The organism is Streptomyces cadmiisoli, from assembly GCF_003261055.1.
GTDB lineage: Bacteria > Actinomycetota > Actinomycetes > Streptomycetales > Streptomycetaceae > Streptomyces > Streptomyces cadmiisoli.
Map to the genome: position 1 here is coordinate 8064621 of NZ_CP030073.1, position 26190 is coordinate 8090810.

A 26190-nucleotide genomic window follows, 5' to 3' on the forward strand; every position below is an offset into this window, starting at 1 on the left:
CCACCCGACGCCCGCGCCCGTACAGGAGAAGACGTGCTCCGACGAACTTCGAGACCGCCCACCGCCGGCCGCTCCGCATCGGCGGCCGCACTCATGACCCTGCCACGGACCGCGGCCCTCGTGGCCGCGGCCACGATCGCCTCGCTCCTGACCGCCGCCCAGCCCGGTCAGGCCGCGGCCCGCGACGCGGCCGACGCGGCCCCCCGGGCCGCCGAGGCGGGGATCGCCGCCCTGCCCACCGGCTGGTCCACGGTCGTGAACAGCGGCAGCGGAAAGTGCCTGGACGCCCGGGCCGCCGGAACCGCGAACGGCACGGCGGTGCAGCAGTACACCTGCAACAGCACCACCGCGCAGCAGTGGAGCTTCACGACGACCAGCGACGGCTACGTGCGGATCAACAACCGCAACGACGCCCAGCAGGTGGTGGACGTCAGCGACGTGTCCACGGCCGACAACGCGGCCGTCCACCTGTGGACGTACGGCGGCGGCAACAACCAGCAGTGGCAGCCCGTCGACGAGGGCGGTGGCGCCTACCGCTTCGTCAACCGGCACAGCGGCAAGTGCCTCGACGTACCGTCCGCCTCCACCGCGGACGGCGTGCAACTGGTGCAGTACACCTGCAACGGCACCGCCGCGCAGCGCTTCCAGGTGACGCCCGTGAGCACAGCCCCCGGTGATGTCGACCTCGGTCCCAACGTCGTGGTCTTCGATCCGTCGATGCCGTCGTCGTCGATCCAGAGCCGGCTGAACTCGATCTTCCAGCAGCAGGAGACCAACCAGTTCGGCTCGCAGCGCTACGCAGTCATGTTCAAGCCGGGCACGTACAACAACGACGTCAACGTCGGCTTCTACACACAGGTCCTCGGTCTCGGGCAGTCGCCCGACTCGGTCACCATCAACGGCGCCGTGCACGTGGAGGCGGACTGGTTCCCGCCGCAGAACGCCACCCACAACTTCTGGCGCGGCGCCGAGAACCTGTCGGTGAACCCCACGGGCGGTACCGACCGGTGGGCGGTCTCACAGGCGTCCGGCTACCGGCGGATGCACGTCCGCGGCAACCTGGAGCTGAGTGACGGCGGCTGGTCCAGCGGCGGCTTCATGGCCGACAGCAAGATCGACGGTCAGGTGCGCTCCGGCACCCAGCAGCAGTGGCTGACCCGCAACTCCCAGCTGGGCAGCTGGACGGGCTCCAACTGGAACATGGTCTTCGTCGGCAGCCAGGGCGTGCCCGGCAACACCTTCCCCAACCCGCCGTACACCACGGTCAACCAGACCCCCACGGTCCGGGAGAAGCCCTTCCTCTACGTGGACACCGCGGGCGCCTACCGGGTGTTCGTTCCCGCCCTGCGCACCGACTCGTCGGCCACCACCTGGGCGAACGGCAACGCCCCCGGTAACTCGCTGGGCATCGACCAGTTCTTCGTGGTCAAGCCGGGAGCGACCGCCGCGCAGATCAACGCCGCCCTTGCCGAGGGCAAGAACCTGCTGGTCACGCCCGGTGTCTACCATCTGAACCAGACCCTGCGGGTGACCCGGCCCGACACCGTGGTGCTCGGTCTCGGCCTGGCCACGTTCATCCCGGACAACGGCATCACGGCCATGACGGTCGCCGACGTCGACGGTGTGAAGATCGCGGGCGTCCTCATCGACGCCGGCACCACCAACTCGCAGACGCTCATGGAGGTCGGCCCGGCGGGCTCCTCCGCGAGTCACGCGGCCAACCCCACCTCCCTGCACGACGTGTACTTCCGGGTCGGCGGCGCGGCCGTCGGCAAGGCGACCACCAGCCTGGTCGTCAACAGCGACAACGTCATCGGCGACCACATGTGGATCTGGCGCGGCGACCACGGCTCCGGCATAGGCTGGAACACCAACACCGGGGACACGGGACTCGTCGTCAACGGCGACAACGTCACCATGTACGGCCTGTTCGTCGAGCACTACCAGAAGCACCAGACCATCTGGAACGGCAACGGCGGGCGGACGTACTTCTACCAGAACGAGATGCCGTACGACCCGCCCAACCAGGCCGCCTGGATGAACGGCTCCACACAGGGCTACGCCGCCTACAAGGTCGCGGACTCCGTCACCACTCACCAGGCGTACGGGCTCGGCAGCTACTGCTTCTTCAACGTCAACCCGTCGGTCACCGCCGAGCACGCCTTCGAGGTGCCCAACCGGCCGAACGTCCGCTTCCAGAACATGGTGACCGTCTCCCTCGGTGGCACCGGGACCATCCGGCATGTCATCAACGACCGAGGCGGCCCCTCCAACTCCACGACCAACGTGGCCAATCTGGTGAGCTACCCGTGAGGCGGCACGCAGCACGTCTGCTGCTTCTGCTGGCCCTGGTGCTGGGGCTGACCGCCCCGGCCCACACCGGGCCCGCGGCCACCGCGGCGCCCCGGGCGCCCGCGTTCCGGGTGCTCGCCCTCTACAGTGGCACCTGGGACCCCGCGCACATCGACTTCGTCGAGGAAGCCAACACGTGGTTCCCGCAGGCCGCCGCGCAGAACAACTTCAGCTACACCGCGAGCACCGACTGGAACCTGCTCGCGAACGGCGGGGTGAACGCCTACCAGGTCGTCCTGTTCCTCGACGACGCACCGCACACCCAGGCACAGCGCGCCGGATTCGAGCAGTACATGCGGGCCGGCGGCGGCTGGTTCGGCTTCCACGTCTCGGCGTTCACCACCGACGCCGGCTCCTGGCCCTGGTACTACAACCAGCTCCTCGGCAGCGGGAACTTCCGCACCAACACCTGGGGCCCGACGACCGCGGTGCTGCGCACCGAGGACCGCACCCACCCCGCCACCACCGCGCTGCCGGCGACCTTCACGTCGTCGGTCAGTGAGTGGTACGGCTGGTCCAACGATCTGCGCACCAACCCGAACATCAAGATCCTGGCCTCCGTCGACCCGTCCAGCTTCCCGCTGGGCACGGACCCGAACCAGTCCTGGTACAGCGGCTACTACCCGATCCTGTGGACGAACACCCAGTACAAGATGCTGTACGCCAACTTCGGCCACAACGCGATGGACTACGACACCGACACCCGGCTGTCCTCGACCTTCGCGAGCCCCACGCAGAACCGCTTCCTGATCGACGGCCTCAAATGGCTGGGCGGGGCGGGCAGCGGTCCCGACCCGACCGAGCCGATCTCCGAGACCGCGTGGTACTCACTGGCCGACGACGCGCACGGCACCTGCGTCGACGCGCGAGCGGCGGCCACGGCCAACGGCACGGCGATCCAGCAGTACACCTGCAACGGCACCCTGGCCCAGCAGTTCCAGTTCCGCTCCACCGACAGCGGGTACACGCGGATCGCGATCCGCGGCAATCCGCAGCAGGTCGTCGACGTCACCGATGTGTCGACCGCCGACAACGCGCGCCTTCAACTGTGGTCCTACGGCGGTGGCGGCAACCAGCAGTGGCTGCCGGTACGGGAGGCCTCCGGCCGGTACCACTTCGTCGCCCGGCACAGCGGCAAGTGCCTGAGCACCACGGGAGGTTCGGCGATCGGAGTGCAGCTCGTGCAACGCGCCTGCGACAACTCGGCGGCGCAGAGCTTCCGACTGACCGTACAACCCTGAGGCCGTGAGCCGCCCGTCCGCTCCGGGTGACACACCCGCAGCGGGCGGGCGGCCGCACAAGGCCACTACGGGCGTACGTCGCCCTCGACGCCCTGCTCGGTCCAGATGGTCTTGCCCGTCCCGCTGAACCGGGTGCCCCAACGCCGGGTGAGCTGGGCGACGAGGAACAGTCCGCGTCCGCCCTCGTCCCCGGAGCGCGCGTGGCGCAGGTGGGGAGCCGTGGTGCTCGCGTCGGAGACTTCGCAGATCAGCGCGTCCTGATCACGGATGACCCGCAGCCGGACGGGGCCCTCCGCATGGCGGATGGCGTTGGTGACCAACTCGCTCACCACCAGCTCCGTCACGAACGCCGTCTCCTCGAGCCCCCAGACCTCCAGTTGCCGCTGCACGAGGCTGCGTGCCGTGGCGACCACCGCCGGATCGCTGGGCAGGTCCCAAGTGCTCATGCGGTCGTCGTCCAGACGCTGCGTGCGGGCCAGCAGCAGGACGGAGCCTCGCCGCGAGGCCTCCTCCGGGGGCGAGGCCTTCACCACCTCGTTGCGCAGCTGCTCCAGGAAGGCGTCGGACGACGAGGCCATCGCCCGGGTGAGCCACTGCGGAGCCTCACGCGTCGGCCGCCCGTCGGCCGTGACGGCCGGGGCGTAGAACAGGAGCGTACTGTCGGCGGGAAGTTCGACTTCCTGTGAGCTCCGCTCGCGGTCCGACGTTCCCAGGGGAGCGCCCACGGCGCCGGTGAGGGCCTGCACGCTTCCATCGGGTCGTGCCACGACAGGCGGAGCATGACCGGCGCCGGCCAGGGTCAGCCGCCCGGTGGCCGGGTCGTAGACCGCGTACACACAGGTGATCGCGGCTCCGGTGCCGTCGTCCCGCGGAGCGGTTCCCGCCCGTTGTTCGCCCGCGATCCGGACGACGAGGGTGTCCAGACGGGCCAGTACCTCCTCCGGATCGAGATCCAGGTCCGCCAAGGCGTGTACGGCCGCTGCCAGCCGTCCGATGGCGGCGGCGCCGGAGAGCCCGGCTTCGTCCGTGGTGCCGACGACCAGGGCGACGCGCGCCCCCGACAGCGGGATCACGTCGAACCAGTTCGCGCCCGATCCGGCCGGGACGAAGTGGTCGGCGGTCTGCACGGCACTCTGCGGGGCGACGTGCTGGGGGAGGAGCTCGCGCTGCATGGCGCGCGCGGCGATGTGTTCGCGGGTGTAGCGGCGTGCGTTGTCGAAGCTCAGCGCGGCCCGGGTGGCGAGGTCACGCGCCGTCAGGACGTCGAAGTCGGAGAACGGGCTGCTCAGGCCGAGGCGGTAGAACGTCACCACACCGAGCACGACGCCGCGTGCCTTCATCGGCACGACGAGGGAGTGAGCGGGGCGCAGCCCGGTCGTTCCCCGGTACAGCGGCTCCCCGTCGTCTCCGGGAAGCATGATCTCCACTCGTCGGGGCTCGACGTCGGTCAGGCGTTCCCCCGCGGACACCGGGTAGGGGAAGCGCGGTTGGCCAGCCGGTGCGGGGCCCTCGCGGCAGGCGGCAGCGGGCACGTACCGCAGGCCCGTCCTGAGGAGGTCGTCGCGTGCGGGGTCGGGTTCCTCCCCGGCGATGACCGGCGCGAACACATCGACCGCGGTGGCGTCGGCGAAACGCGGGACCGCGACGGCGGCGAGCTGCTGACCCGTCTCGACCACGTCCAGGGAGGTTCCGATCAGGGCGCTGGCGTCGGCCAGCAACGCGATGCGCTCCTCCGCGGTCCGCCGCTCCGTGATCTCGACGGCGGTGGTGGCCAGTCCCACCACTCGGCCCCCGGGGTCCTCCAGCCGGAAGATCGAGTTGGCGTGTACGTGCTCGTGCTCCGGATCGTCCGGAGGCCGCCCCCGCTTGTCGAAGTTGACGACCGGCACCCCTGACTCCAGGACGTCCTGCATACGCTCCTCGAACTCGTCGGAGTTCGAATCGGGCCACAACTCGTGCGGCATGAGGCCGAGCGAGCCGGCCGCGAACACGCCCTGCATCCCCTCCGCCGCGGGATTGAACCGGCGAAGGCGCAGATCGGAGCCGTAGACACACAGGCTCGTGGGGGACTGGGTGAACAGCGCGTTCAGCACGGCCTCGTCGACGACCTGCGCCTCCGACTCGTCCGCGGCGGCGGTCACCTGCACCGTCCAGCTGCCCGGAGCGTGGCCGGCGGGGCGGATCCGTACCCGGCACGGCTCGGTGTGCCCGTCACGGCAGCGCAGCACCACCGGCGCGGTGAGGTCCCGTCCGTCCGGGCCGCCGCCGAGGGCCACCGGCTGCTCCGGGGCCAGAAGGCCGCTCACCGGCCTGCCGCGCATCTCGGCCGCGGTGAACCCCAGCAGGTCGTGCGCGGCCCTGCTCCAGTGGGTGACCGCTCCGTGCCGGTCGACGACCAGATCGGCGTCGGCGTGGACACCGGGCGCGGACGACCGTCGATCCGCTGCGTGTGAGGTGCTCACAGCAACCAGTCCCCTCATGGTTCCGTGAGCCAGCATGGCAAAGAACGACATATAAGGCATCCGGGGCACCGGACAGTGCGTTGGACACTGTGTCCGATTCGACCTACGCTCGTCTTCACGCGCACGAGCGCCCAAGTCGAATGATCAGGAAAGTGGATCTTCTGTGGTTCCAGATGTGACAGCCCCGCCCACACTGCTCCTCGTGCACGGGGCCTGGCACGGCGGCTGGTGCTGGGACAGGTTGCGGGCGGCGATGGAGGCCGAGGGGGTGGACACCCGTACGGTGGACCTGCCGAGCGCCGGGGGCCTGGGCGGAATCGCGGAGGACACCCGTGTCGTCCGCGAGGCCCTGGCCGCGATGGCGGGTCCGGTCGTGGTCGTGGCCCACTCCTACGGCGGAATCCCCGCCGGACAGGCCGTCGCCGACGCCCCCGACGTGGTGCGGGTGGTGTATCTGGCGGCGTTCCAGCTGGATGTGGGCGAGAGCCTGCTCGGCTTCTACGGCGCTCCCGTGCCGCCGGCCTCGCACGAGGTCGAAGCCGTTCCCGGCGACCCGGTCGACCTCTTCTACGCCGACGTGCCGCGCACGGTGGCCGAAGAGGCCGCCGCGCGGCTGGTGCCGCAGAGCGCGAAGGCGTTCAGCGACGTCGTGGAACGGGCGGGCTGGCACCACGTGCCCTCGACCTACATCGTCTGCGAGCACGACCGGGCGATTCCCGTGCAGAGCCAGGAGACCCTCGCCGCCAGGGCGGACGAGGTCCACCGCATGGCGACCAGTCACTCGCCGTTCCTCTCGGCGCCGGCCGAACTCGCTGCTCTCCTGTCGAAGATCGCGCGGGAAATCCCCGCGTAGCGCTGTCCGCCATCCGCGGCAGCACTCCCATCAGGCCCAGCGGGTCCGCGCCCGGCTGGCAAGCACACGCACAAGGAGTACTTGGTGACCACCGGCGGCGACGGCACGGCGAACGTGCCGTCCACGGAACAGATCAGGGCGGAACTCGTCGAGCGTGCCCGTGCCCTGCAGCCCCTGCTGCGGGCGTGGGCGGCGCAGGGCGAATCGGACCGGGTCGTACCCCAAGAAGTCATCGACGAACTGGCCGCGGCCGGCGTCTTCCGGCTGCTGACCCCCCGGCGCTTCGGAGGGTACGAGACCGACCTGCGCACCCTGACGGAGGTCTCCGAGGCGCTGGGCGAGGCGGACGGCTCGACCGCCTGGACCGCGATGATCATCTCGGTGACGAACTGGCTGGCGAGCCTCTTCCCGGACAAGGCCCAGGAAGAGGTCTTCGGGGCCGACCCGGACGCCCGCGTGACCGGCGTCGCCGCCCCCACCGGCATGGGCCGCCGGGTGCCCGGCGGCTGGATCGTCTCCGGCAAGTGGTCCTACAACTCGGGTGCCCCCTACGCCACATGGGCCGCCGTCGGCGCCCTCCTTCAGGACGAGGCGGGCCAGGTCGTGGACCAGGCCCTGGTGCTCGTCCCGGCCTCGGAGCTCGTCATCGAGGACACCTGGCACACCGCGGGCATGAAGGCGACGGCCAGCAACACCTTGGTCGGCCAGGACGTCTTCGTGCCCGAGCACCGGGTGTTGTCGGTGCCCGCCGCCGCGCAGGGCAGCTACCCCCGCTCGCTCCGCGAGGACGAGCCGCTCTACTCGTCGGTGTTCGGCTCGATGCTGTTGCTCTGCCTGGCCGGGCCGCTGCTCGGCCTGGGCAGGGCGGCCCTCGACGCGGTCACGGAGGCGGCGCCGCACAAGCCGCTCTCCTTCACCGTGCACGTCCGGCAGGCGGACTCCGTCGGCGTCCAGATCCAGGTCGCCGAGGCGGCACTCGGCCTGCGCACGGCCCGGCTGCACGTCTACGACGCCGTGGACCTGATCGACCTGCGCGGCGGCTCTCTCGACCACGCCGCGCGCACGCAGGTCAGGGCGCAGGCCGGTTACGCCGCCCAGCAGGTGCTCGCGGCCGTCGGCACCCTGTTGAACGTGCACGGAGCGGGTGCCTTCGCCGAATCCAACCCGCTGCAGCGGATCTGGCGTGACGCCAACGTCGCCGCCCGGCACGCCGGCCTGGTGCCGGCCGTCGGGCTGGAGGCCTACGGCAAGACGCTGCTGGGCATCGGCGAACCCGTGAGCCTGATGCTGTGATGCTTCGGGACGGCCACCGGTCGCACACCGGTGGCCGTCCCCGCCGCGACCTCGGGAAACTCGGCCCACCGACTGTTGCCTAGGATGACAGCATGGCTTCCACCACCCGACGACCCTCCAGTGCCGCCGATCGACGGGCCGCGCTCGAAGAGCGGATTCTCGCCGTGATCGAGGGGCTCCTCCAGGGTGGTGTGACCTACACCGAGTTGAGCGTGGAGCAGATCGCGCAGGCCGCGGGCATCTCTCGTTCCACCTTCTACCTCTACTTCCGCGACAAGGTCGATGTCCTGCTCCGGCTGAGCGGTGCCCTCAAGAGCGAGAGCCTCGCGATCGCGTCCGGCTGGCGGCCGACGGGTCCCGACGGCGGTGTCGATGGTCTGACGCGCACCTACGAGCGCATCCTGCGGCACTACCGCACGTACGCGGCACTGCTGTCGGCGATCAATGAGGTGGCCGCGTACGACCCCGCCGTGCGCGAGGTGTGGACCGCGTACCAGGAGCAGTTCGTGGACAACCTGGTCACGGTGCTGGAGGAGGAGCAGGAGGCCGGTCGCACGCCGGCCGACATCGACCCCGTACTGGCCGCGAGGCTGATCGTGCGGGGAGGCGGTCAGGTCATCGCCGGACAGGTCGCCGGCAGCGACGGCGACGACGACGCCGCGGTGGCGCGGGAACTGGCTCTCGGCTACTGGTACGGCGTGTACCGCCGCCCCGGGGCCGGCAGCCCGGACCACGGCGACTGAACTCCGGACCGCGGAGTATGTGACCGATCATTGGTATGTCAGGCATTACGGACATACTCTCGCGGTGTGCCGGTGCGGCGCACCGGTGCCGCACTCGGCGGATCGACGGCGGTGTGGTCATGAGCGATCGCATTCCCACCGTCCGGCAGGAGAACGAAGCCATGACGACCACGCTCATCACCGGAGCCGACAAAGGACTCGGCCACGAGACCGTTCGCCGGCTCGTCGCCGCGGGCCACACGGTCTGCGTGAGCGCGCGGAACGCCGAGCCGGGCCGCCGCGCCGCCGACCTGCTGGGGGCGCGGTTCGTCCAGCTCGACGTCACCGACGACACCTCGGTCGCGGCCGCCGCGAAGACCGTCGAGGACGACGGCGGTCTCGACATGCTGTCAACAACGCCGGCATCGAGCCGCGCACGGCCGGCGGCGGCTTCGTCCCCGTCTCCGAGGTGACGGCCGACGCGGTCCGCGCCGTCCTCGAGACGAATGTGTTCGGACAGGTCCGCGTACTCCACGCGTTCCTCCCGCTCTCCGCCGCCCCGGTCGTGGTCGATGTCAGCAGCGGTGCTTCGCTGACACGGGACCCGGTGAACCCGGAGTCGCCCGCGCACTTCTACCCCGACATCGCGCACCCGTCGTCGAAGGCCGCGGTCAACATGCTCACGGTCCAGTACTCGAAAGCCCATCCCGCGATGCGGATCGACGCCGTGGATCCGGGGTTCACCGACACCGACCTGAACCACCACGCCGGTGACCAGACCGTCGAGGAGGGCGCCGAGATCATCGTGCGGATGGCCCGGATCGGACCGGACGGCCCGACCGGTGGCTTCTTCGACGCCCACGGGACCATTCCCTGGTAGGTGGCGGGACCGGATCGATGTCCGAGACGACGAGCCGTCGGACCGGAGTCATCCGTCCTTCGTGACATTCCGGGTCGTCGCGGGCCGGGCCTGCGTGGAGGCCCAACTCGTCAGGAACGCCAGCGCCTCCGCGGAACTCGTGCCCGGCCCGGCCGTGTAGATGAGCAGCGACTGGTCGTTCCCACCGCGGACCTCCAGGACCTGGAAGTCGAGGTCCAGGTCTCCCACGACCTGGTGGTGGAAGGCCTTGCGGCCCTGTCGCTGTGCTCGCACCCGGTGGTCGGACCACCAGGTGCCGAAGTCGGTGTCCTTCAGGGACAGTTCGCCGACGAGCTGCGCAAGTTCGGGATCGTCCGGGTAGCGCGCCGCGTCCATCCGCAGATAGGCGACGCACTCCCTCGCCACCCGGGTCCAGTCCCGGTACATGTCGCGTACCTGGGGGTGCAGGAACGTCAGCCAGATGTGGTTGCGCTGCTTGGGTGGGAGCTTTGCGAAGTCGGTGAACAGGGCGGCGCCCAGGTCGTTCCAGGCGATGATGTCCATGCGGCGGCCGAGGACCAGGGCGGGCACGTTGACCATGCTGTCGAGCAGGACCCGGACGGCCGGGGAGATCTGCTGGCGCCGTGGGGCGGCGTGGGTGGTGGCCGGTTTGGATCCGGCCGGGGTGGTGCTGCTGCGCTCGGCGACGCGCAGCAGGTATTCCTCTTCGTCGGGGCGGAGGTGGAGGGCCTGTGCCAGCGCGGAGAGGATCGCGGGGGAGGCGGACTTCACGCGGCCCTGTTCGAGGCGCACGATGTAGTCCACGCTGATCCCCGCGAGGGAGGCCAGTTCCTCTCGTCGCAGGCCGGGTACGCGGCGGCGTCCGCTGGTGGGCAGGCCCAGGTCCTGGGCGCTGATCCGGGCCCGGCAGGCGCGCAGGTAGTCGCCCAGTTCCGTCATGGGGGCCTCCTGGTGGGTGGGGGTTTGCGGGCCGGTGCGGGTCAGTTCTGTGCGGGGACCTCGTCGTGGTCGGTCGAGACCGCCAGCGGGCGCCAGGCGTTCGCCTCGTCGCGCAGTTGTGCGACCTTGCGGTTCATCTCGTCGGCGCTGTCCGTGCCGAGCTGGAGGCGCAGCGGGGGTGCTTCGGCGGCGGCGATCGCGAGGATGGCCGCGGCGCCCTTGACCGGGTCGCCGGGCTGGGCGTGGTTCAGGCCGGGCACGGCGTCGCGGACCGCGCCGGAGGTCGCCGCGTAGTCGGTGATGGTCCGCTCCTGGACGTCCAGGCTCGTTGCGTCGAGGAAGTCGGTGCGGAAGTAGCCGGGCTCGATGATGGTCACGTTCACGCCCAGGGGTGCCAGTTCCTGCCGCATGGCTTCGGAGAGGCCTTCGACGGCGAATTTCGTGGAGCAGTAGACGCCGAATCCGGCGACGCTGCTGAAGCCGCCGATCGAGCTCAGGTTGATGATGTGTCCCTGATTCTGGTTCCGCATCACCGGCAGCACGGCCCGGGTCACATGCAGCAGGCCGAAGACGTTGGTGTCGTACACGGCGCGCACGGCGTCGGCGGAGGTCTCCTCGACGGCGCCCAGCACCCCGCGGCCCGCGTTGTTGACCAGGACGTCGATCCCGCCGAACGCGTCGACCGCCGCGGCGACCGCCGAAACCGCCGCCGCCTCGTCGGTCACGTCCAGGGCGAGCGCGAGCAGACGGTCGCCGTACCCGGTCAGCGCCTCCTCGACCTGCTCGGGCTTACGAGCGGTCGCCACGACCCGGTCGCCCTGCTCCAGGGCCTGGCGGGCGATCTCCAGCCCGAAGCCACGGGATGCACCGGTGATGAACCACGTCGTCATGAGAAACCTCGTTCGTCATAGGAGAAGAAATGAGCGGGGTGCGCGAGGCGCGTGATTCCATCGTCTGCCGGACGCCCAGGACCAGCCAGGGAAGGATTTACACAGGCTCCGCCTTCCGCCCCACGGCCGGCGGCGAGCACAGGGCGAGGACCGCCGCGGCCACCGCGACGAGCCCGACGGCGAGTCCGAACCCCGCGTAGGCCGACCGCACACTCAGCCAGGACGAGGCGACACCCAGAGCGACGACGGGGACGCTCACCGCGACGTAGGCCATGGCGAAGAAGAGGGGGAGCACGGCACCGTCGTCCGAGTCCCGCGCGGCCGCGGTCACGGTGCTCATGGACGCCATGAAGCAGAGGCCGAACCCGGCTCCGGTGACGGCCGCGCCGGTGAAGAAGACGCCGGCGTCGGCGTTGCCGTAGGCCCACACGGACATCGCCAGCCCCGCCACGAGCGAGGCGCTCCCCGTCACCGACGCCGAGCGGTCGCTCATCCGCCCCAGGAGCATGGGTGCGAGGCCTCCGCAGCCCTGGACCACCAGGATCACCAGCGCGGACAGCGCGCGGTCGCGCGTATGCAGCAGCGTGGAGGTCATCTCCACGCCCAGGGCCAGATACAGGCCCACGACGGCCCAGCTCGCCGTGACGACGGGCGCGGCGCGCAGGAGCACCTTGCCGGAGCCGGCGCGGAGCCGGGTCAGCCGTGGACGCCAGGTCCACAGGGGACGTGCGGGACGCGCCTCCCAGGCCGGGATGGCGGCCACCGCCAGCAGTCCGGCCGTGGACAGGACCGCGAGGACGACGAACGGGACGAGGAGCGGCGCGGGCGCGTGCTCGACCACGAGTCCCGAACAGACGGCGCCCAGGGCGATGCCCGTCGACGTCGCCGCGCTGTTGACCGCGGCGGCTCTCTTGCGGTCCTCGTTCCGGTGGAGCCGGCCGAGGGCCGTACCGGCGCTGCTGGTGAGCAGTCCGACGCCCACCCCCTGCACGAGTCGCGCCAGCCCCAGCACCCAGGCGCCCGTGGCCAGCATGAACGCCAGGAAGCAGCACACGATGACGGCCAGCGAGACGATGATGGTCCGCTTGGAGCCGATGTGCTCCGACAGGCTGCCCGCGAGCAGCAGGGTGAGGACGGCGCCGACCGCGTAGCAGGCGTAGATGACGGTCGTGGTCATCGTGTCGAGGTGCCAGCGCTGCTGGTAGAGGCCGTACAGCGCGGACGGCGCGCTGCTGGCGGCCATGACCACGAAGACGGCGCCCGCCACGGTCCAGAACTCCCAGCGCCGGCGTGCCCGTTCGGCGCTCCGGATGCGAGGAGGGCGCTGGTCGCGTCGCACCCGCGACACCGCGCTGGAGATCATGGAACGTCCTTCCCCGCACCGCCGGTGCCGGCTCTTCGGGCCGCCCGGGGCACTTCGCGATTTCAGGTGCACTCATGGTCGGCGCGGTCGGCGCGGGCATCCAGGCACATGTCTTCCTGGGCAGGCGAACCTGGGAAAGCCAGTACCAGGATCCGGAAATTCCGCGATGGGTGGCCGGCGGAAATTCCGTCGTGGAAAGGGAAGTTGCGGTCCGTGTGCGATCTGAGTCCCCGGACCGGGGCCGGGGGTTCGTCGGTGCCGCGGTTTCCTTGGATGGCGAGTGCGCCGACCCGGTTCTACCATCAAACAAATACTGCCCGAGTGATGAACGATTCCTGCCCATGCCTCGCCATGGCAAGCATCAATCGAATCGAGGCGCTATGAAGCATGCCGAGACCGCGGCGCGCACCAGGGGAACGACATCAGAGATTCCGGACGTGGACGTCACGCTGAACATCAACGGCGAGTCGTACCGTCTGCGGTTCGACTCGCGCGTGACGCTGCTCGACGCCTTGCGAGATCACCTCGGGCTCACCGGGGCGAAGAAGGGCTGTGACCAGGGCGCTTGCGGTGCCTGCACGGTCCTGGTCGACGGGAAGCGCATCGTGGCCTGTCTCGCGTTGGCCGCTCAGTACGAAGGCCGCGAGATCACCACGATCGAAGGGCTCGCCGAGAACGGCGAGCCCCATCCGATGCAGGAGGCATTCGCCCGGCACGACGCGTTCCAGTGCGGCTACTGCACACCGGGGCAGATCATGTCGGCGGTGTCCTTGATGGCCGAGGGCCGGGCCGGCACCGACGACGACATCTGCGAGTACATGAGCGGCAACATCTGTCGTTGCGGGGCCTATCCCAATATTCGTGCGGCGATCCGCGAAGTGGTGACGGAGGGAAACGATGCATCCCTTTGAATACGTCCGAATCGCCGACGCCGAACAGGCGGTCGCGGTGGTGACCGCGGACCCGGACGCGTCGTTTCTCGCCGGGGGCACCACACAACTGGATCTGATGAAGGACGGGGTGCTGGAGCCCGACCGGCTCGTCGACATCACGCGGCTGCCGCTGCGGGGCATCATGCACGGGGAGACGTCCGTGCATGTGGGTGCGCTGACGAGCATGGAGGAACTGGCGGCGGACACCCTGCTGCGCGAACGGCTCCCCTTCGTGCGTGAGGCGCTGCTGCTGGGCGCCTCCACTCAGTTGCGGAACATGGCCACCATCGGCGGCAACCTGTTGCAGCGTGCCCGCTGCCGGTACTTCCGCGACCCGACGGTCGCCGCGTGCAACAAGCGCAGCCCCGGTTCGGGGTGTGCCGCGATCACCGGCAACCAGCACATGCACGCGATCCTGGGGACGAGCGAGCACTGCATCGCGCTGCACGCCTCGGACGTGGCGGTGCCCTTCGTCGCGCTGGACGCCGTGGTGCACGTGCAGGGCAGGAACGGCTCGCGGTCGATCCCCCTGACGCGGTTCTACCTCCCGCCGGGCACGACACCGCACATCGAGAACGTGCTGGAGCACGGTGAGCTGATCACCGAGGTCGAGATCCCGCTGCTGCCGGAAGGAACGAGGTCGCACTATCTCAAGGTGCGCGACCGCGTGTCCTACGAGTTCGCGCTGACCTCGGCCGGCGTGGCTCTGCTGCTGGACGGTGACACCGTCCGGGAGGCCCGCGTCGGTCTGGGCGGGGTGGGTACCGTCCCGTGGCGGGCCTGGGGTGCCGAAGAGGTGCTCCGCGGGGCCGCGGTGAGCGGTGAGACGTTCCGCGCGGCGGCCGAGGCGGCGCTGGAGGGAGCCAGGACGCTGCCCGGAATCGCGTTCAAGGTGGAGTTGGCCAAGCGCACCCTGGTGCGTGCGCTGGAGACCGTCGCGGGAGTTCCGTCATGACCACTGTCGAAGGCGCTCGCACGGTCGTCGGTGCAGGGCTGGACCGTGTGGAAGCCCCACTGAAGGTCACGGGGTCGGCCCCCTACCCCAACGACTTCAGCTACCCGGGCATGGTGCACGCCGCCCTCGTGGGCAGCACGATCGCCGCGGGACGCATCCGCCGCATCGACGCGTCCGCGGCCCAGTCCGCTCCCGGCGTCCTCACGGTGATCACACATCTGACCGCGCCGCAGCTGGAACGCGGGCCGATGACGCTGCTCGGCCCGTCGCCGCCGGCGCCCATGCAGGACGACCGGATTCTGCATTACGGCCAGCCCGTCGCCGTCGTCGTGGCCGCCAGTCTCGAACAGGCCCGGCACGCCGCCTCCCTGGTGCGGGTGGAGTACGAGCCGACCGAGGCGCTGCTGGACGTGGAGGATCCCCGGGCGGAGATCCTGGTCGATCCCTGGGGACTGGACACCGAGCGCGGCGACGTCGCGGCCGGGTTCGCCGCCGCGGACGCCGTGGTCGAGGGCCGGTACACGACCCCTGACAACACCAACAACCCGCTCGGTCTGATGGCGACGATCGCATCCTGGCACGGTGACTCGCTGACGGTCCACGACTCCACCCAGTGGCCGCATAACGTACGCAACTCACTCGCCGCGATCTTCAAGATCCCCGAGAGCGGCATCCGGGTCCTCGCGCCGTACGTGGGCGGCGGCTTCGGCGCCGGCCTGCGGGTGTGGCCCCACACCGTGCTGACCGCGCTGGCCGCCCGCGAGGTCAGGCACCCGGTGAAGCTGGTGCTGACCCGGCCGCAGATGTTCACCTCGGTGGGACACCGGCCCAACAGCGTCCAGCACATCAAGATCGGCGTCACCGCGGCCGGCGACCTCGTCGCCATCGAGCACCGCGGCATCTCGTCGGTGGCGATGGAGGACGACGACTACGAGCCGGTCTCCCTCGGTTCGGCGGTCGCCTACACGTGCCCCAACGTGTTGACCCGTGACCGGCAGGCGCGGCTGAACGTCCCCTGCCCGGGGTCCATGCGCGCCCCCGCCGAGGGACAGGGGAACTTCGCCCTCGAGTGCGCCATCGACGAAGCGGCCCACGCCGTCGGCATGGATCCGCTGGAGTTCCGTCTGCGGAACTACACCGAGGTCCACCCCGTGCTCGGACTGCCCTGGTCGAGCAAGGCCCTGCGGGAGTGCTACACGCGGGGCGCGGAACGGTTCGGCTGGTCCCGACGCACCCCGGAAACCGGGTCCATGCGCGACGGCCGCTGGCTGATCGGATACGGCATGGCCGGGGTGAGCTACCCCTTCTACCAGGTGCCCTGCCAGGCGCGGGTCTCCGTGCGCCGCGACGGGTCGGCCTTCGTGCGCAGCGCCGCCACCGACATCGGCACCGGGACTTACACGGTGATGACGCAACTCGCCGCCGAGCTCCTCGGTCTGGACATCGACCGGGTCCGGTTCGACCTCGGGGACTCCGACATGCCCTACGCGCCGCAGGCCGGCGGTTCCGGTCTGACCGGGGCGCTGGGCAACGCGCTGCACACCGCGTGCGGCAACCTCGTCAGGGAGTTCCTCGAGATCGTCCGCGACGACGAGGCGTCGCCGCTGCGCGGTGCCGGCCCCGATGACGTGACGACGGGGGAGGGCCGTCTGTACCGTACCGACGCCCCCGACCGGGGCGAGAGCTTCACCGACATCCTCGGCCGGCACGGGCTCGAGGAGATCAGCGCCGACGGCCGGAGCACTCCGCCCGAGGCGCAGCAGCTGGGCAAGGCCACGGCCGGTGCCTTCGCGGCCAAGTTCGTGGAGGTGCGGATCGACCCCGGGCTGGGTCTGCTGCGGGTCACCCGGGCGGTCTCCGCCGTCGACGGCGGCCGGATCCTCAACGAGAAGACCGCCGCGAGCCAGATCGTCGGCGGCACCGTGGGCGGCATCAGTCAGGCCCTGTTCGAGGAGACCGCGACCGACCCCGGCACCGGACGTATCGCCAACGCGACCTTCGGCGACTACCTCGTGCCCGTCAACGCGGATGTTCCCGACATGGACGTCATCTTCTGCGGCGCGCCGGACCCGGCCAGCGCACTGGGTACCAAGGGCGTCGGAGAGATCGGACTGGTCGGCGTCGCGGCAGCCATCGGCAACGCGATCCACCACGCCACGGGCCGCCGTCTGCGCTCCCTCCCGTTCACGATCGACCAACTCCTCTGAGCCGACGAGGTGCCGCCGCTACTTCCCGTTCCTGCGGCGCTGTTCGAAGTCGCGGATCTCGTCGATGGTGCGCAGCGGAACCGTGTCCTCGGCGGCGCCCAACTGCCGTGAGATCTGCGCAGCCGCGAGCGACATGGCCGAGACGACGAACGGCAGCCGGTCCGCGGAGAGGCGTCCCCTGGGAGCGGACACGTGCACCGCGGCGCTGACGGAGCCGGCGGCGTCGACGATCGGCGTCGCCAGGCCGAGGATGCCCTCGACGCTCTCCCCGTCGCTGACGCTGTACGACCGGGCGCGAATGATCTCGTACTCGGTGCGCAGCCGCTCGCGGTCCACCAGGGTGTGCGGGGTGAACTGTTCGAGTCGGGCGGCCTGAAGGACCCGCTGCTCCAGGTCCGGGTTGTAGGCGGCCATCAGCTTGCCGACGCTGGAGCCGTGCAGGGGGCGGCCGCCGCCGAGCTTCATCACCACGGACAGGGTCTGCCCCGCCTCGTGCCGGTCGGCGTAGACGACGCTCGACCCGCTGCGCACGGCCAGATACGTGTTCTCGTTGATCTCCTCGCACAGGTCGGCGAGGTACGGCTGGCTGACATGCCGTAGATCGACACTGTCGACGATCGACAGCGCGAGGACGACCGACCGCGGTCCCAGCGCGTAGGTGCGCTGGCCCAGCATCTTCACCGCGTCCAGCCCGACGAGCGTCTGCAGCAGGTCGTGCGCGCTGCTCATCGGCAGCTCGAGATCGTCACTGAGGCGCTTGAGCGTGCACCCCTCCTGGTGCTGGGCCAGATAACCCAGGATCCCCAGCGCCCTGTCGATGCGGGCCGGATTCATCGACGACTCCTCTTTCTGCGGCGGTCGACGGGACCGGTACGCGTGCGCCGGCCGTCTCGGCAGAAACCCTATTCGAGTCCGGGTCCCACCCGGTGCGGGCTCTGCCCGTCGCCCGTTCCCCCTGCTCGGGCCTTTGGGGCGTCGAAGGAGCAGATGAGGCCCGCAGGAGGCGGGCCACGGGATCCGGCCTCTTGACGGCTCCTTGCTGCCTCCTTAGCATCACTGCTACGTAAATGCGGAGTTAACTTCGAGATCTCGAAGTTTCTGGTGCCGATGCCCTCCGTCCGATGCCTCCGTCCGTGCCCGCAGCGGACGTCCGGCCGGACGGCAGCAAGATCCGGTTTCAAGGAGACACGCTTGTCCGAACAACTCGTGTCGATCGTCGCGTTGCTGGCGATCTTCCTGATAGGCACGCTTCGCGCCGTCAACCTCGGTGCTCTCGCCCTGGTCGCGTCGTTCGCCGTGGGGGCCGCGACGCTGGGGATGGAGACTCCCGAAGTGCTCGCGGGCTTTCCGGCCGAGCTGTTCGTGATCCTGGTCGGTGTCACCTACCTCTTCGCCATCGCCAGGAACAACGGCACGGTCGAGTGGCTCGTCCAGGCCGCCGTACGAGTCGTCGGCGGCAGGGTGGCCGCGATTCCCTGGGTGATGTTCACCATCAGCTGCGTGCTCGTCTCGCTGGGCGCGGTCAGCCCGGCGGCCGTCGCGATCATCGCCCCGATCGGGATGACCTTCGCCGTCCGGTACGGCATCAACCCCCTGCTGATGGGCCTGATGGTCGTCCACGGCTCCGCCGCCGGGAACTTCTCCCCCATCGGAGTCCTGGGTGTCGTGACCAACGGTGTCGTCGACAGCAGCGGGATCGCCGGCGACCCGACCGTCCTGTTCCTGGCGAACCTGATCTTCAACGTGCTGCTGGGGGTCGGCATCTACCTGGCGTTCGGCGGCCGGCAGCTCATGACCGTCGGAGTCAAGGGCTCCGACAGCGGCGGCACCGGAGGCACGTCCGGCCGCCGCGAGCCGCACCACTCGCCGTCCGGCACCACCACCGTCCTCGCCACCGAGCCGCCGCAGACCGCCGTCACCGACGGGCTGTCGCTGAACCGGGACCGCGTCGTCACCCTGTGCAGCATGGTCGCGCTCGTCGTCGGCGCCCTGGTGTTCGACCTCGACGTCGGGCTGATGTCCCTGACCGCGGCCGTGCTGCTGACCCTTCTGTCACCCGGCAGCGCCAAGGACGCCGTCAGCCAGATCAACTGGGGTGTCGTGCTGCTGGTGTGCGGCATCGTCACCTACGTCGCGCTGATGCAGGAGATGGGCACCGTCGAGTACCTCGGCGACGCGATCTCCGAGGTGGACGCCCCGCTCCTGGCCGCCCTGCTGATCTGCTACATCGGCGCCGTCGTGTCGGCCTTCGCCTCGACGACCGGGATCCTCGGCGCGCTCATCCCGCTGGCCGTACCGCTGCTCGCCACCGGCCAGGTCAGCGCGATCGGTCTGGTGGCCGCCCTGTCCATCTCCTCCTCGGTCGTGGACAGCAGCCCCTTCTCCACCAACGGCGCCATGGTGGTCGCCAACGCTCCCAAGGAACAACAGGCCATGGTCTATCGGCAACTCATGAAGTGGGGCTTCGGCCTCGTCCTGGCCGCACCGGTCGTCAGCTGGGCCGCGCTCACGGTGGTGGCGGGGTGACGACCGTGAACGCCACGACGCCCCTCACCCCGCTCGACGGCATCCGGGTCGTCGACCTCAGCACCGGCCTCGGCACCTACGCGGGACGGCTGTTCGCCGATCTGGGAGCCGACGTCATCAAGGTCGAACCAGCGGGCGGCGCCCCCGAACGGGCCGTCCCCCCGCTCACCGAGGGGGGCCTGAGCCTCGCCTTCGCCTTCACCGAGGCCGGCAAGCGCAGCGTGATCCTCGAAGGGTCCGACGCCGACCGGGCCGAGCAGTTGGAGAACCTGCTCGGCACGGCACAGGTCCTGCTCACCAGTGAGGGGCCGGGACGGCTGCGCGAGCGCGGTCTGCGCCCGGCGGACGTCACGCGGCGGCACCCGGCGCTGGTCCATGTGTCCATCAGCCCCTTCGGCCTCACCGGGCCCTGGGCCGACCGCCCCGCCTCCGACCTCACCCTGCTCGCCGCGGGCGGCCTGCTCGCGCTGGCCGGGGACCCCGACCTGCCGCCCGTCCGCGCTTGGGGCAACCAGACCTCGATCATCTCGGGCGTGCACGCCGCCACGGCCGCCCTGATCGCCGTACTGGTCCTGGAGGAGACGGGACGCGGACAGATCGTGGACGTCTCGGCGCAGGAAGCCGTGGCCCATTCGCTGGAGAACGCCGTGCAGTACGTCGACCTGGAGCAGTCCGTGCGCCACCGCGTCGGGTCGGGTCCGGTGGAAGCCGGTACCGGGCTGTTCGCCTGCTCGGACGGGTGGGTCTACCTGGTGGGCGGCCTCGGCGGACTGCCCCTCGCCTGGAACGCGATCACCGAGTGGCTGGAGGGCGCCGGTGTCGCGGGCGCCGCGACGCTGCGCGAGCCCCGCTGGCTGGCGCGCGACTGGCGGCGCAGCGCCGAGGGGGTGCGTACGTTCCGGGATCTCTTCGAGCGTTTCGCGGCGCCGCGCACGAAGCGGGAGCTGTACGAGGACGGGCAGAGCAGGGGCATCAGCATCGCCCCCGTCTCGACGCCGGACGATCTCCTGGCCAGCCCGCAGCTGGTCGAACGCGGCTTCTTCCGCCCGATGACGGTCGACGGCAGGACCCTCGCCTTCCCGGGTTCCCCCTACCGCTTCGAGGGTCTCGACGTCGCGCCCGGCATCCCCCCGGCACGACCGGGCGCCGACACACGGGCCGTGCTGGACGCGCTGCCCGCGGCCGCCCGAACCACCGCACACAGCAAGGAGTAGCCGATGTCCTCCCGACTGCCGCTCGAAGGGGTGCGCGTCGCCGACTTCACCTGGGTCGGTGCCGGGCCCTTCCTGACCAAACCGCTCGCCGACCACGGCGCCGACGTCATCAAGATCGAATCACGGACCCGCACGGACCCCATCCGCAGCATGGCGCCGTTCCGCGACGGCCGCCCCGGCCCGAACCGCAGCGGCTACTTCGCCAACCGCAATTCGAGCAAGCGCTCCGTCTGCCTGGACCTCAAGTCCCCTCGGGGCAAGGAACTGGCGCTCGACCTGATGGCCAGGAGCGACGTCGTCGCCAGCAACTTCACACCCGGCACCATGGACCGGCTCGGGCTGGGCTACCAGGACGCCGTCGCGGTGAAGCCGGACATCGTGTACCTCGAAATGCCCATGCAGGGAAACACCGGGCCGCACCGGGACTTTCGCGGTTACGGCCTGACCATCGCGGCGGCCGGCGGGCTGCTGGGTCTCACCGGCCACCCCGAGCGGCCGCCGGTCGGAACGGGGACCAACTACCCCGACCACGTGCCCAACCCCCTGCACGCCGCCGTCGCGGTACTCGCGGCTCTGCGCCGCCGGCGCCGGACCGGCCAGGGCCAGTACATCGAGCTCGCGCAACTGGAGTCGACCACCAACGTCATCGGCCCCGCGCTGCTGGCGGCGGCGGCCGGCCGGCGCGTCGACCGCTCGGCCAACGAGGACGGCGCCGCAGCCCCGCACGGCGTCTACCCGTGTGCGGGGGAGGACCGCTGGTGCGCCGTCGGCGTGTTCACCGACCAGCAGTGGCAGGCCCTGGTCGAGGTGCTCGGCGCTCCGGAATGGGCGGCGAAACCCGGTCACACCACGCCGGGCGGCCGCTGGGCGGCCCGACGGGAACTCGACGCGCTCGTCGCCGACGCCACCTCGACCTGGGAAGCGTCGGAACTGGCCGACGCCCTGAGCGCCGCGGGAGTTCCGGCGGCGGTCGTCAGCGACGCGGCGCAGATCCTCGCGGATCCCCAGCTGAACGCGCGCGACCACTGGAAGACCCTGGAGCACCCCGAGATGGGCTCCAGCGTGTACGACAACATCCCCTACCGGCTGTCCGAGACCCCTGGCCACCTTCGCGGGCCGGCCCCTGTGCTGGGCGCCGACACCCGCGACGTCTGCCTGGACCTGCTGGGACTGACACCGGACGAGTACGAGCACCTCGCAGCACAAGGAGTCGTGGGCTGACATGGCCATCGAGACAGAGCGCGCCGGCCGGACCCTGGTCGTCCGGCTCAACCGCCCGGAAGCGCTGAACGCCCTGGACGTCGAGGCGATGCGCGCCCTCAACCAGGTCCTGCGCGACTTCCGCGACGACCCGACGCTCGCCGTCGGCATCATCACCGGCACCGGTGACCGTGCCTTCTGCACGGGCGCGGACCTGAAGAAGACGCTTCCCCCGCAGACCTCCTTCGCACAGGCGTACTTCGCGCCCTACGAGCAGAGCGTCGACGACGGTCTGTACGTACGGGCCATCACGCTCAGCGAACTGAACATCGGCAAGCCGCTCATCGCCGCCGTCAACGGGCACGCGCTGGGGGGCGGAGCCGAGATCGCACTCGACTGCGATCTGCGGATCGCCAGTGAGAACGCCACGTTCGGCCTGCCGGAGGCCCGTTGGGCGAGTGTGCCCGCGGTGGGCGGGGTCTCCAAGCTGCTGCGCGCGGTCCCGCGGGCCGTGGCGATGAAGATGATCCTCACCGGTGACCGCATCGGCGCCGAGGAGGCCCACCGCGTCGGCCTCGTCAGCGACCTCGTCCCGGCCGAGGACCTGCTGCCCGCGGCCCTGAAGCTGGCCGACCGGATCACCGCCAACGGACCCCTCGCGATCAAGAGCCTGAAGGCTCTCGCCGACCGCACCCAGGACATGCCCCTGACCCAGTCCGTGGCCGTCGAACAACTCCTGTGGGGTGTCCTGCGAGACACCGACGACCGGGTGGAGGGACGGACCGCTTTCGCCGAGCGGCGTCCCCCCGAGTACCACGGCCGCTGAAGCGGCCCGAGGAAGGACAAGAACCCATGTCAGCATCCCCGACACCCGCGGTGGCCCGCCAGGTCGGCGCCGCCTGGACCCAGCAGGACGGTGAGCGCACCACCCTCACCGTCACCGTCTGCCGTGCCTGCGCCGGCCGCTGGTTCCCGCCCCGCGACACCTGCTCGACCTGCGCCTCCGACGATGTGGAGGACGTCACCAGCGACACCCGCGGCACCGTCTACGCCTCCAGCGTCGTCAGGACCGCCCCGCGCGGCTTCCAGGCGCCCTACGTGCTGGCGTACGTCGACATCAGCGGTGTCCGCATTCTCGCCCACAGCCCCTCGTCCGACCGTGCCCTGACCCCCGGCACCGAGGTGGAACTGACGGTCGCACCGATCGCCGACTCCGCCGAAGGCGCGGTCCTGTCCTACGCCGTGACCCCGATCGACGACCAGCCCGCACCCACCGGAGAACAGCGATGAAGCCCGTCCATGTCGCCGGCGCCGCCGTCCACCCCTTCGGCAAGCACCGCGACCTCAACGCGGCCGAGCTCGGCCACCGTGCCGTCCGCGCCCTGCTCGACACGACGGGGATCACCCCGGACGCCGTGGACACCGGTTTCGTCGGCTCGTCCTACGGCGGTTCCCTGCTGGCCCAGCGGATCCTGCAGCGCGTGGGCGTGTCGGGGCAACCCGTCTTCACCGTGGAGAACGCCTGCGCGAGCGGCGCGTCCGCGGTGCATCTCGCCTGGCAGGCGGTGGCCTCCGGTGCCGCGCAGGCCGTGATCGCGGTGGGCGCAGAGAACCTGTCGGGCTTCGGCGGGGGCACCTTGCCCCTGACGACCAATGACATCGAGATCGAGCAGGGCGTCATCATGCCCGCCGCCTACGCCATGCGCGCCCAGCGCTATCTGCACGACTTCGGTGCCACGGTGGACGATCTGACCGCGGTCTCCGTGAAGAACCGGGCCAACGGCGCCGACAACGAGCGGGCGCACTTCCAGCGCGAGATCTCCGCACAGGACGTCGCCGAGTCCCGGCCCGTCGCCGACCCGCTCCGCCTGCTGCACTGCTGCCCCAACAGCGACGGCGCCGCCGCGGTGCTGCTGTGCTCCGAGGAGTTCGCCGCGCAGCTGGACACGCCGAGCGTCCGGCTCCGCGCCAGCGTGGTCCGCTCCGGCACCTTCCACACCCAGTACCGGGACATGACATGGCCCGACATCACCGAGCGCACCGCGAAGGCGGCCTACGCGATGGCGGGACTGGGCCCGGCCGACCTCGACCTGGTCGAGCTGCACGACGCCTTCAGCATCGCCGAGCTCCTGCACTCCGAGGCGCTCGGCCTCGTCGAGCGCGGCAAGGCGTACCAGGCCGTGCGCGACGGTGAGTTCGACCGGCACGGCCGGGTCGCGGTCAGCCCGAGCGGCGGCCTGATGTCCCGCGGCCACCCGGTGGGCGCCACCGGAACCACCCAGATCTGCGAGGCGTACTGGCAGCTCACCGGCCAGGCGGGCGCGTTGCAGGTGCCCGGCGCCTCCGTGGCGCTCACCCATGTGACGGGTGGCGGCATCTTCGGTGTCGACAACGGTGCTTGCTCCGTGCACATCCTCACCGCCGACTGAAAGGCCCAGTTCGATGTCCGCCCCACTCACCTCCCGTCGCGCCCTCGTCCTGGACCCGGCCGGCACCGCCACGGCGAGCGCCATCACGACCCGTCTGAAGTCGGCGGGTCACGTCGTCGAGACCCACGCGGTCTTCGCCGATCCCACCGGCCCGGTCGACGCGTTCGTCTACGAACCCGGCCTCCTGGACGGCACACCCACCCGCAACTCCGCCGAGCGGCTGCTCACCGTCGTGTCACGGCTGACCCCCTTCCTGCGCACACCCGAGGAGGGCGGGTCCCGGATCGTGGTCGTCGCGAGCCGTGACGGCCTCGGCTGGCCGAGCCGGCCGGAACTGGCGGCGCAGAGCGGTGCGCTCGTCTCCGCGGCACGCAGCCTCGCGCTGCAGCTGGGCCGTACGGGCACCACGGTGAACGTGGTCTCCGCGCTGCCCCCGCAGGGCAGTCCCCTGCGCGCGGCCGGACGCCCCGAGAACACGCACCTGTACGAGCCCGAGGCGCTGACCCCGCAGCCGGTCACCGTGGACGACATCGCGGAGACCACCGCCTTCTTCCTGGACTCCCGCAGCGGCTACATCACCGGCCAGGTGCTCAACTGCTGCGGCGGCGCGAGTCTTCTGTCGAGCCTCTCCGTCTAGGACCCACCATGATCAATACCGAAGGACACACCATGGATCTCGACGGACAGGTCGCGGTGGTCACCGGCGGAGCCAGCGGCATCGGCTGGGCCATCGCCCGCGACTTCGCCGCAGCCGGCGCGAAGGTGGCGATAGCCGACATCGACGAGGAACGGGCCCGGACCGCGGCCCGGGAGATCGCCGACACCGGTGCCACGGCCGTCGGGCTGCCCGTCGACGTCAGCTCGCGCGCGGCGGTCACCGGACTGTTCGCCGCGGTCGACGCGCAACTCGGCCCGGTGGACATCCTCGTCAACAACGCGGGCATCAGCGTCGACCGGGGAGTCCGCCGCATCACGGACGAGGAGTGGGACCGGACGCAGGCCATCAACCAGACCGGCGTGTTCCTGTGCAGCCAGGCCGCGGCCGGCTCCATGATCCCCCGTCGTACCGGGCGCATCATCAACATCGCCTCCCGGGCCTGGCTCGGCTGGTACGGGCAGCTCGCCTACGCCACCTCCAAGGGCGGCGTGGTCTCCGCCACACGGTCCCTCGCCATCGAGCTGGCGAAGTACGGCATCACCGTGAACTGCCTGGCGCCCGGACTGATCGACACACCGCTGCTGCGCCGGGAACCGCAGGAGGTCATGGACCGGCTCCTGACGGCACAGCCCATGGGGACGATCGGTGCCCCGGCCGACGTCGCCTGGGCCGCCCACTACTTCGCGGGTCCCGCCAGCCGTGCCGTCACCGGTCAGGTGATGTACGTCTGCGGCGGCAAGAGCCTCTACGCCCAACCGGCCAGGGGCTGAACCGGCCGGCACGCCGAGGGCAGTTCGACGATGCCTGTGCGGCGTGTCCTCGATCTCCGGTTCATTTCGTTCTCCCCGTTCTCCCGTTCTCCTCGCACCCCGTTTCCGTTCCGGAGACACGGATGAGGATTCGGTGTTCCGGAACACGGCCCGGCCGTGTGCGGACTTCGGTCCGTGCGCGGCCGGGCCGCTCCGTTCGGCGGCCGCCCGTGCCGTCTGCCGCCGTTCGTCTGTGATGAGGCCAACAGAAAGCGGAGGGGTGCCTCGGGTTATTGTGGCCGAGTGAATATGAGGTACCCCTCGA

The 26190-nt window shown here is 70.6% G+C and carries 21 protein-coding genes and 1 pseudogene; 17 read left to right on the forward strand and 5 right to left on the reverse strand.

Features of this window, described 5'->3' with window-relative positions; genetic code table 11:
- The first annotated feature begins 93 nt into the window (after positions 1–93).
- Both DN051_RS35540 and DN051_RS35545 read left to right on the forward strand, forming a co-directional pair.
- Positions 94–2313: an RICIN domain-containing protein gene (locus tag DN051_RS35540; protein WP_112442653.1), complete on the forward strand. Its 2220-nt coding sequence runs from the start codon at positions 94–96 to the stop codon at positions 2311–2313.
- The gene (locus DN051_RS35545) at positions 2310–3593 is read left to right on the forward strand and encodes a ThuA domain-containing protein (RefSeq protein WP_053757963.1); all 1284 of its coding nucleotides are present in this window, start codon (positions 2310–2312) and stop codon (positions 3591–3593) included. Before DN051_RS35540 ends, DN051_RS35545 begins: the two co-directional genes overlap by 4 nt.
- A 65-nt stretch (positions 3594–3658) precedes the next feature.
- On the opposite strand, the gene DN051_RS35550 is transcribed toward DN051_RS35545, so the two are convergent.
- Positions 3659–6055: a SpoIIE family protein phosphatase gene (locus DN051_RS35550; protein WP_162625028.1), complete on the reverse strand. Its 2397-nt coding sequence runs from the start codon at positions 6053–6055 to the stop codon at positions 3659–3661.
- A 175-nt stretch (positions 6056–6230) separates the two neighbouring features.
- Here DN051_RS35550 and DN051_RS35555 point away from each other — a divergent pair, with 175 nt between their 5' ends.
- The 4 genes and pseudogenes from DN051_RS35555 to DN051_RS35570 all read left to right on the forward strand — a co-directional run bounded on the left by DN051_RS35555 (position 6231) and on the right by DN051_RS35570 (position 9803).
- Positions 6231–6908, forward strand: coding sequence for an alpha/beta fold hydrolase (locus DN051_RS35555; RefSeq protein WP_112440736.1), 678 nt, complete (start codon positions 6231–6233; stop codon positions 6906–6908).
- An 84-nt stretch (positions 6909–6992) separates the two neighbouring features.
- A complete protein-coding gene (locus tag DN051_RS35560; RefSeq protein WP_246040703.1) occupies positions 6993–8201 on the forward strand; it encodes an acyl-CoA dehydrogenase family protein in 1209 nt (402 codons plus the stop codon).
- 92 nt (positions 8202–8293) lie between these two features.
- A complete protein-coding gene (locus tag DN051_RS35565) occupies positions 8294–8944 on the forward strand; it encodes a TetR/AcrR family transcriptional regulator (RefSeq protein ID WP_112440740.1) in 651 nt (216 codons plus the stop codon).
- Between the two features lie 161 nt (positions 8945–9105).
- A pseudogene (locus DN051_RS35570) lies at positions 9106–9803 on the forward strand (SDR family NAD(P)-dependent oxidoreductase).
- Positions 9804–9851: 48 nt separating this feature from the next.
- Here DN051_RS35570 and DN051_RS35575 read toward each other — a convergent pair.
- From DN051_RS35575 to DN051_RS35585, 3 genes are all read right to left on the reverse strand, one after another.
- Complete coding sequence (locus DN051_RS35575) at positions 9852–10742, reverse strand: helix-turn-helix domain-containing protein (RefSeq protein ID WP_112440742.1); 891 nt, start codon at positions 10740–10742, stop codon at positions 9852–9854.
- Between the two features lie 41 nt (positions 10743–10783).
- Positions 10784–11632, reverse strand: coding sequence for an oxidoreductase (locus DN051_RS35580; protein ID WP_112440744.1), 849 nt, complete (start codon positions 11630–11632; stop codon positions 10784–10786).
- 97 nt (positions 11633–11729) lie between these two features.
- Positions 11730–12995, reverse strand: a complete 1266-nt coding sequence (locus tag DN051_RS35585) for an MFS transporter (RefSeq protein WP_112440746.1) — start codon at positions 12993–12995, stop codon at positions 11730–11732.
- Positions 12996–13069: 74 nt separating this feature from the next.
- Between DN051_RS35585 and DN051_RS47575 the strand changes: the two genes are divergently transcribed.
- From DN051_RS47575 to DN051_RS35600, 3 genes are read left to right on the forward strand one after another with little or no spacing between them, the layout of a single operon-like run.
- The gene (locus tag DN051_RS47575; RefSeq protein WP_342781501.1) at positions 13070–13906 is read left to right on the forward strand and encodes a (2Fe-2S)-binding protein; all 837 of its coding nucleotides are present in this window, start codon (positions 13070–13072) and stop codon (positions 13904–13906) included.
- On the forward strand, positions 13893–14882 hold the full coding sequence (locus DN051_RS35595; protein WP_112440748.1) for an FAD binding domain-containing protein: 990 nt from the start codon (positions 13893–13895) through the stop codon (positions 14880–14882). The genes DN051_RS47575 and DN051_RS35595 overlap by 14 nt, the downstream gene beginning before the upstream one ends.
- On the forward strand, positions 14879–17089 hold the full coding sequence (locus DN051_RS35600; RefSeq protein WP_112440750.1) for a xanthine dehydrogenase family protein molybdopterin-binding subunit: 2211 nt from the start codon (positions 14879–14881) through the stop codon (positions 17087–17089). The genes DN051_RS35595 and DN051_RS35600 overlap by 4 nt, the downstream gene beginning before the upstream one ends.
- Before the next feature lie 18 nt (positions 17090–17107).
- Here DN051_RS35600 and DN051_RS35605 read toward each other — a convergent pair whose 3' ends face one another.
- Positions 17108–17923 (reverse strand): IclR family transcriptional regulator, encoded by an 816-nt coding sequence (locus DN051_RS35605; protein ID WP_053762434.1) that lies wholly within the window; start codon positions 17921–17923, stop codon positions 17108–17110.
- Positions 17924–18280: 357 nt separating this feature from the next.
- Between DN051_RS35605 and DN051_RS35610 the strand changes: the two genes are divergently transcribed.
- Genes DN051_RS35610 through DN051_RS35645 form a run of 8 tightly spaced genes read left to right on the forward strand, consistent with a single transcriptional unit; the run spans position 18281 to position 25886 of the window.
- Positions 18281–19615, forward strand: a complete 1335-nt coding sequence (locus DN051_RS35610) for an SLC13 family permease (protein WP_199314757.1) — start codon at positions 18281–18283, stop codon at positions 19613–19615.
- A 5-nt stretch (positions 19616–19620) separates the two neighbouring features.
- Positions 19621–20829: a CaiB/BaiF CoA transferase family protein gene (locus DN051_RS35615; RefSeq protein ID WP_162625029.1), complete on the forward strand. Its 1209-nt coding sequence runs from the start codon at positions 19621–19623 to the stop codon at positions 20827–20829.
- Positions 20830–20832: 3 nt separating this feature from the next.
- A complete protein-coding gene (locus DN051_RS35620) occupies positions 20833–22050 on the forward strand; it encodes a CaiB/BaiF CoA transferase family protein (protein WP_053762431.1) in 1218 nt (405 codons plus the stop codon).
- A gap of 1 nt (position 22051) precedes the next feature.
- The gene (locus DN051_RS35625) at positions 22052–22855 is read left to right on the forward strand and encodes an enoyl-CoA hydratase/isomerase family protein (protein ID WP_053762430.1); all 804 of its coding nucleotides are present in this window, start codon (positions 22052–22054) and stop codon (positions 22853–22855) included.
- Positions 22856–22881: 26 nt separating this feature from the next.
- Positions 22882–23319, forward strand: coding sequence for a Zn-ribbon domain-containing OB-fold protein (locus DN051_RS35630; protein WP_112440757.1), 438 nt, complete (start codon positions 22882–22884; stop codon positions 23317–23319).
- Positions 23316–24458 (forward strand): thiolase family protein, encoded by a 1143-nt coding sequence (locus DN051_RS35635; protein WP_112440759.1) that lies wholly within the window; start codon positions 23316–23318, stop codon positions 24456–24458. The genes DN051_RS35630 and DN051_RS35635 overlap by 4 nt, the downstream gene beginning before the upstream one ends.
- Positions 24459–24471: 13 nt before the next feature.
- On the forward strand, positions 24472–25095 hold the full coding sequence (locus tag DN051_RS35640; protein ID WP_112440761.1) for an SDR family oxidoreductase: 624 nt from the start codon (positions 24472–24474) through the stop codon (positions 25093–25095).
- Positions 25096–25103: 8 nt separating this feature from the next.
- Positions 25104–25886 (forward strand): SDR family NAD(P)-dependent oxidoreductase, encoded by a 783-nt coding sequence (locus DN051_RS35645; RefSeq protein ID WP_199314759.1) that lies wholly within the window; start codon positions 25104–25106, stop codon positions 25884–25886.
- Positions 25887–26190 lie beyond the last annotated feature (304 nt).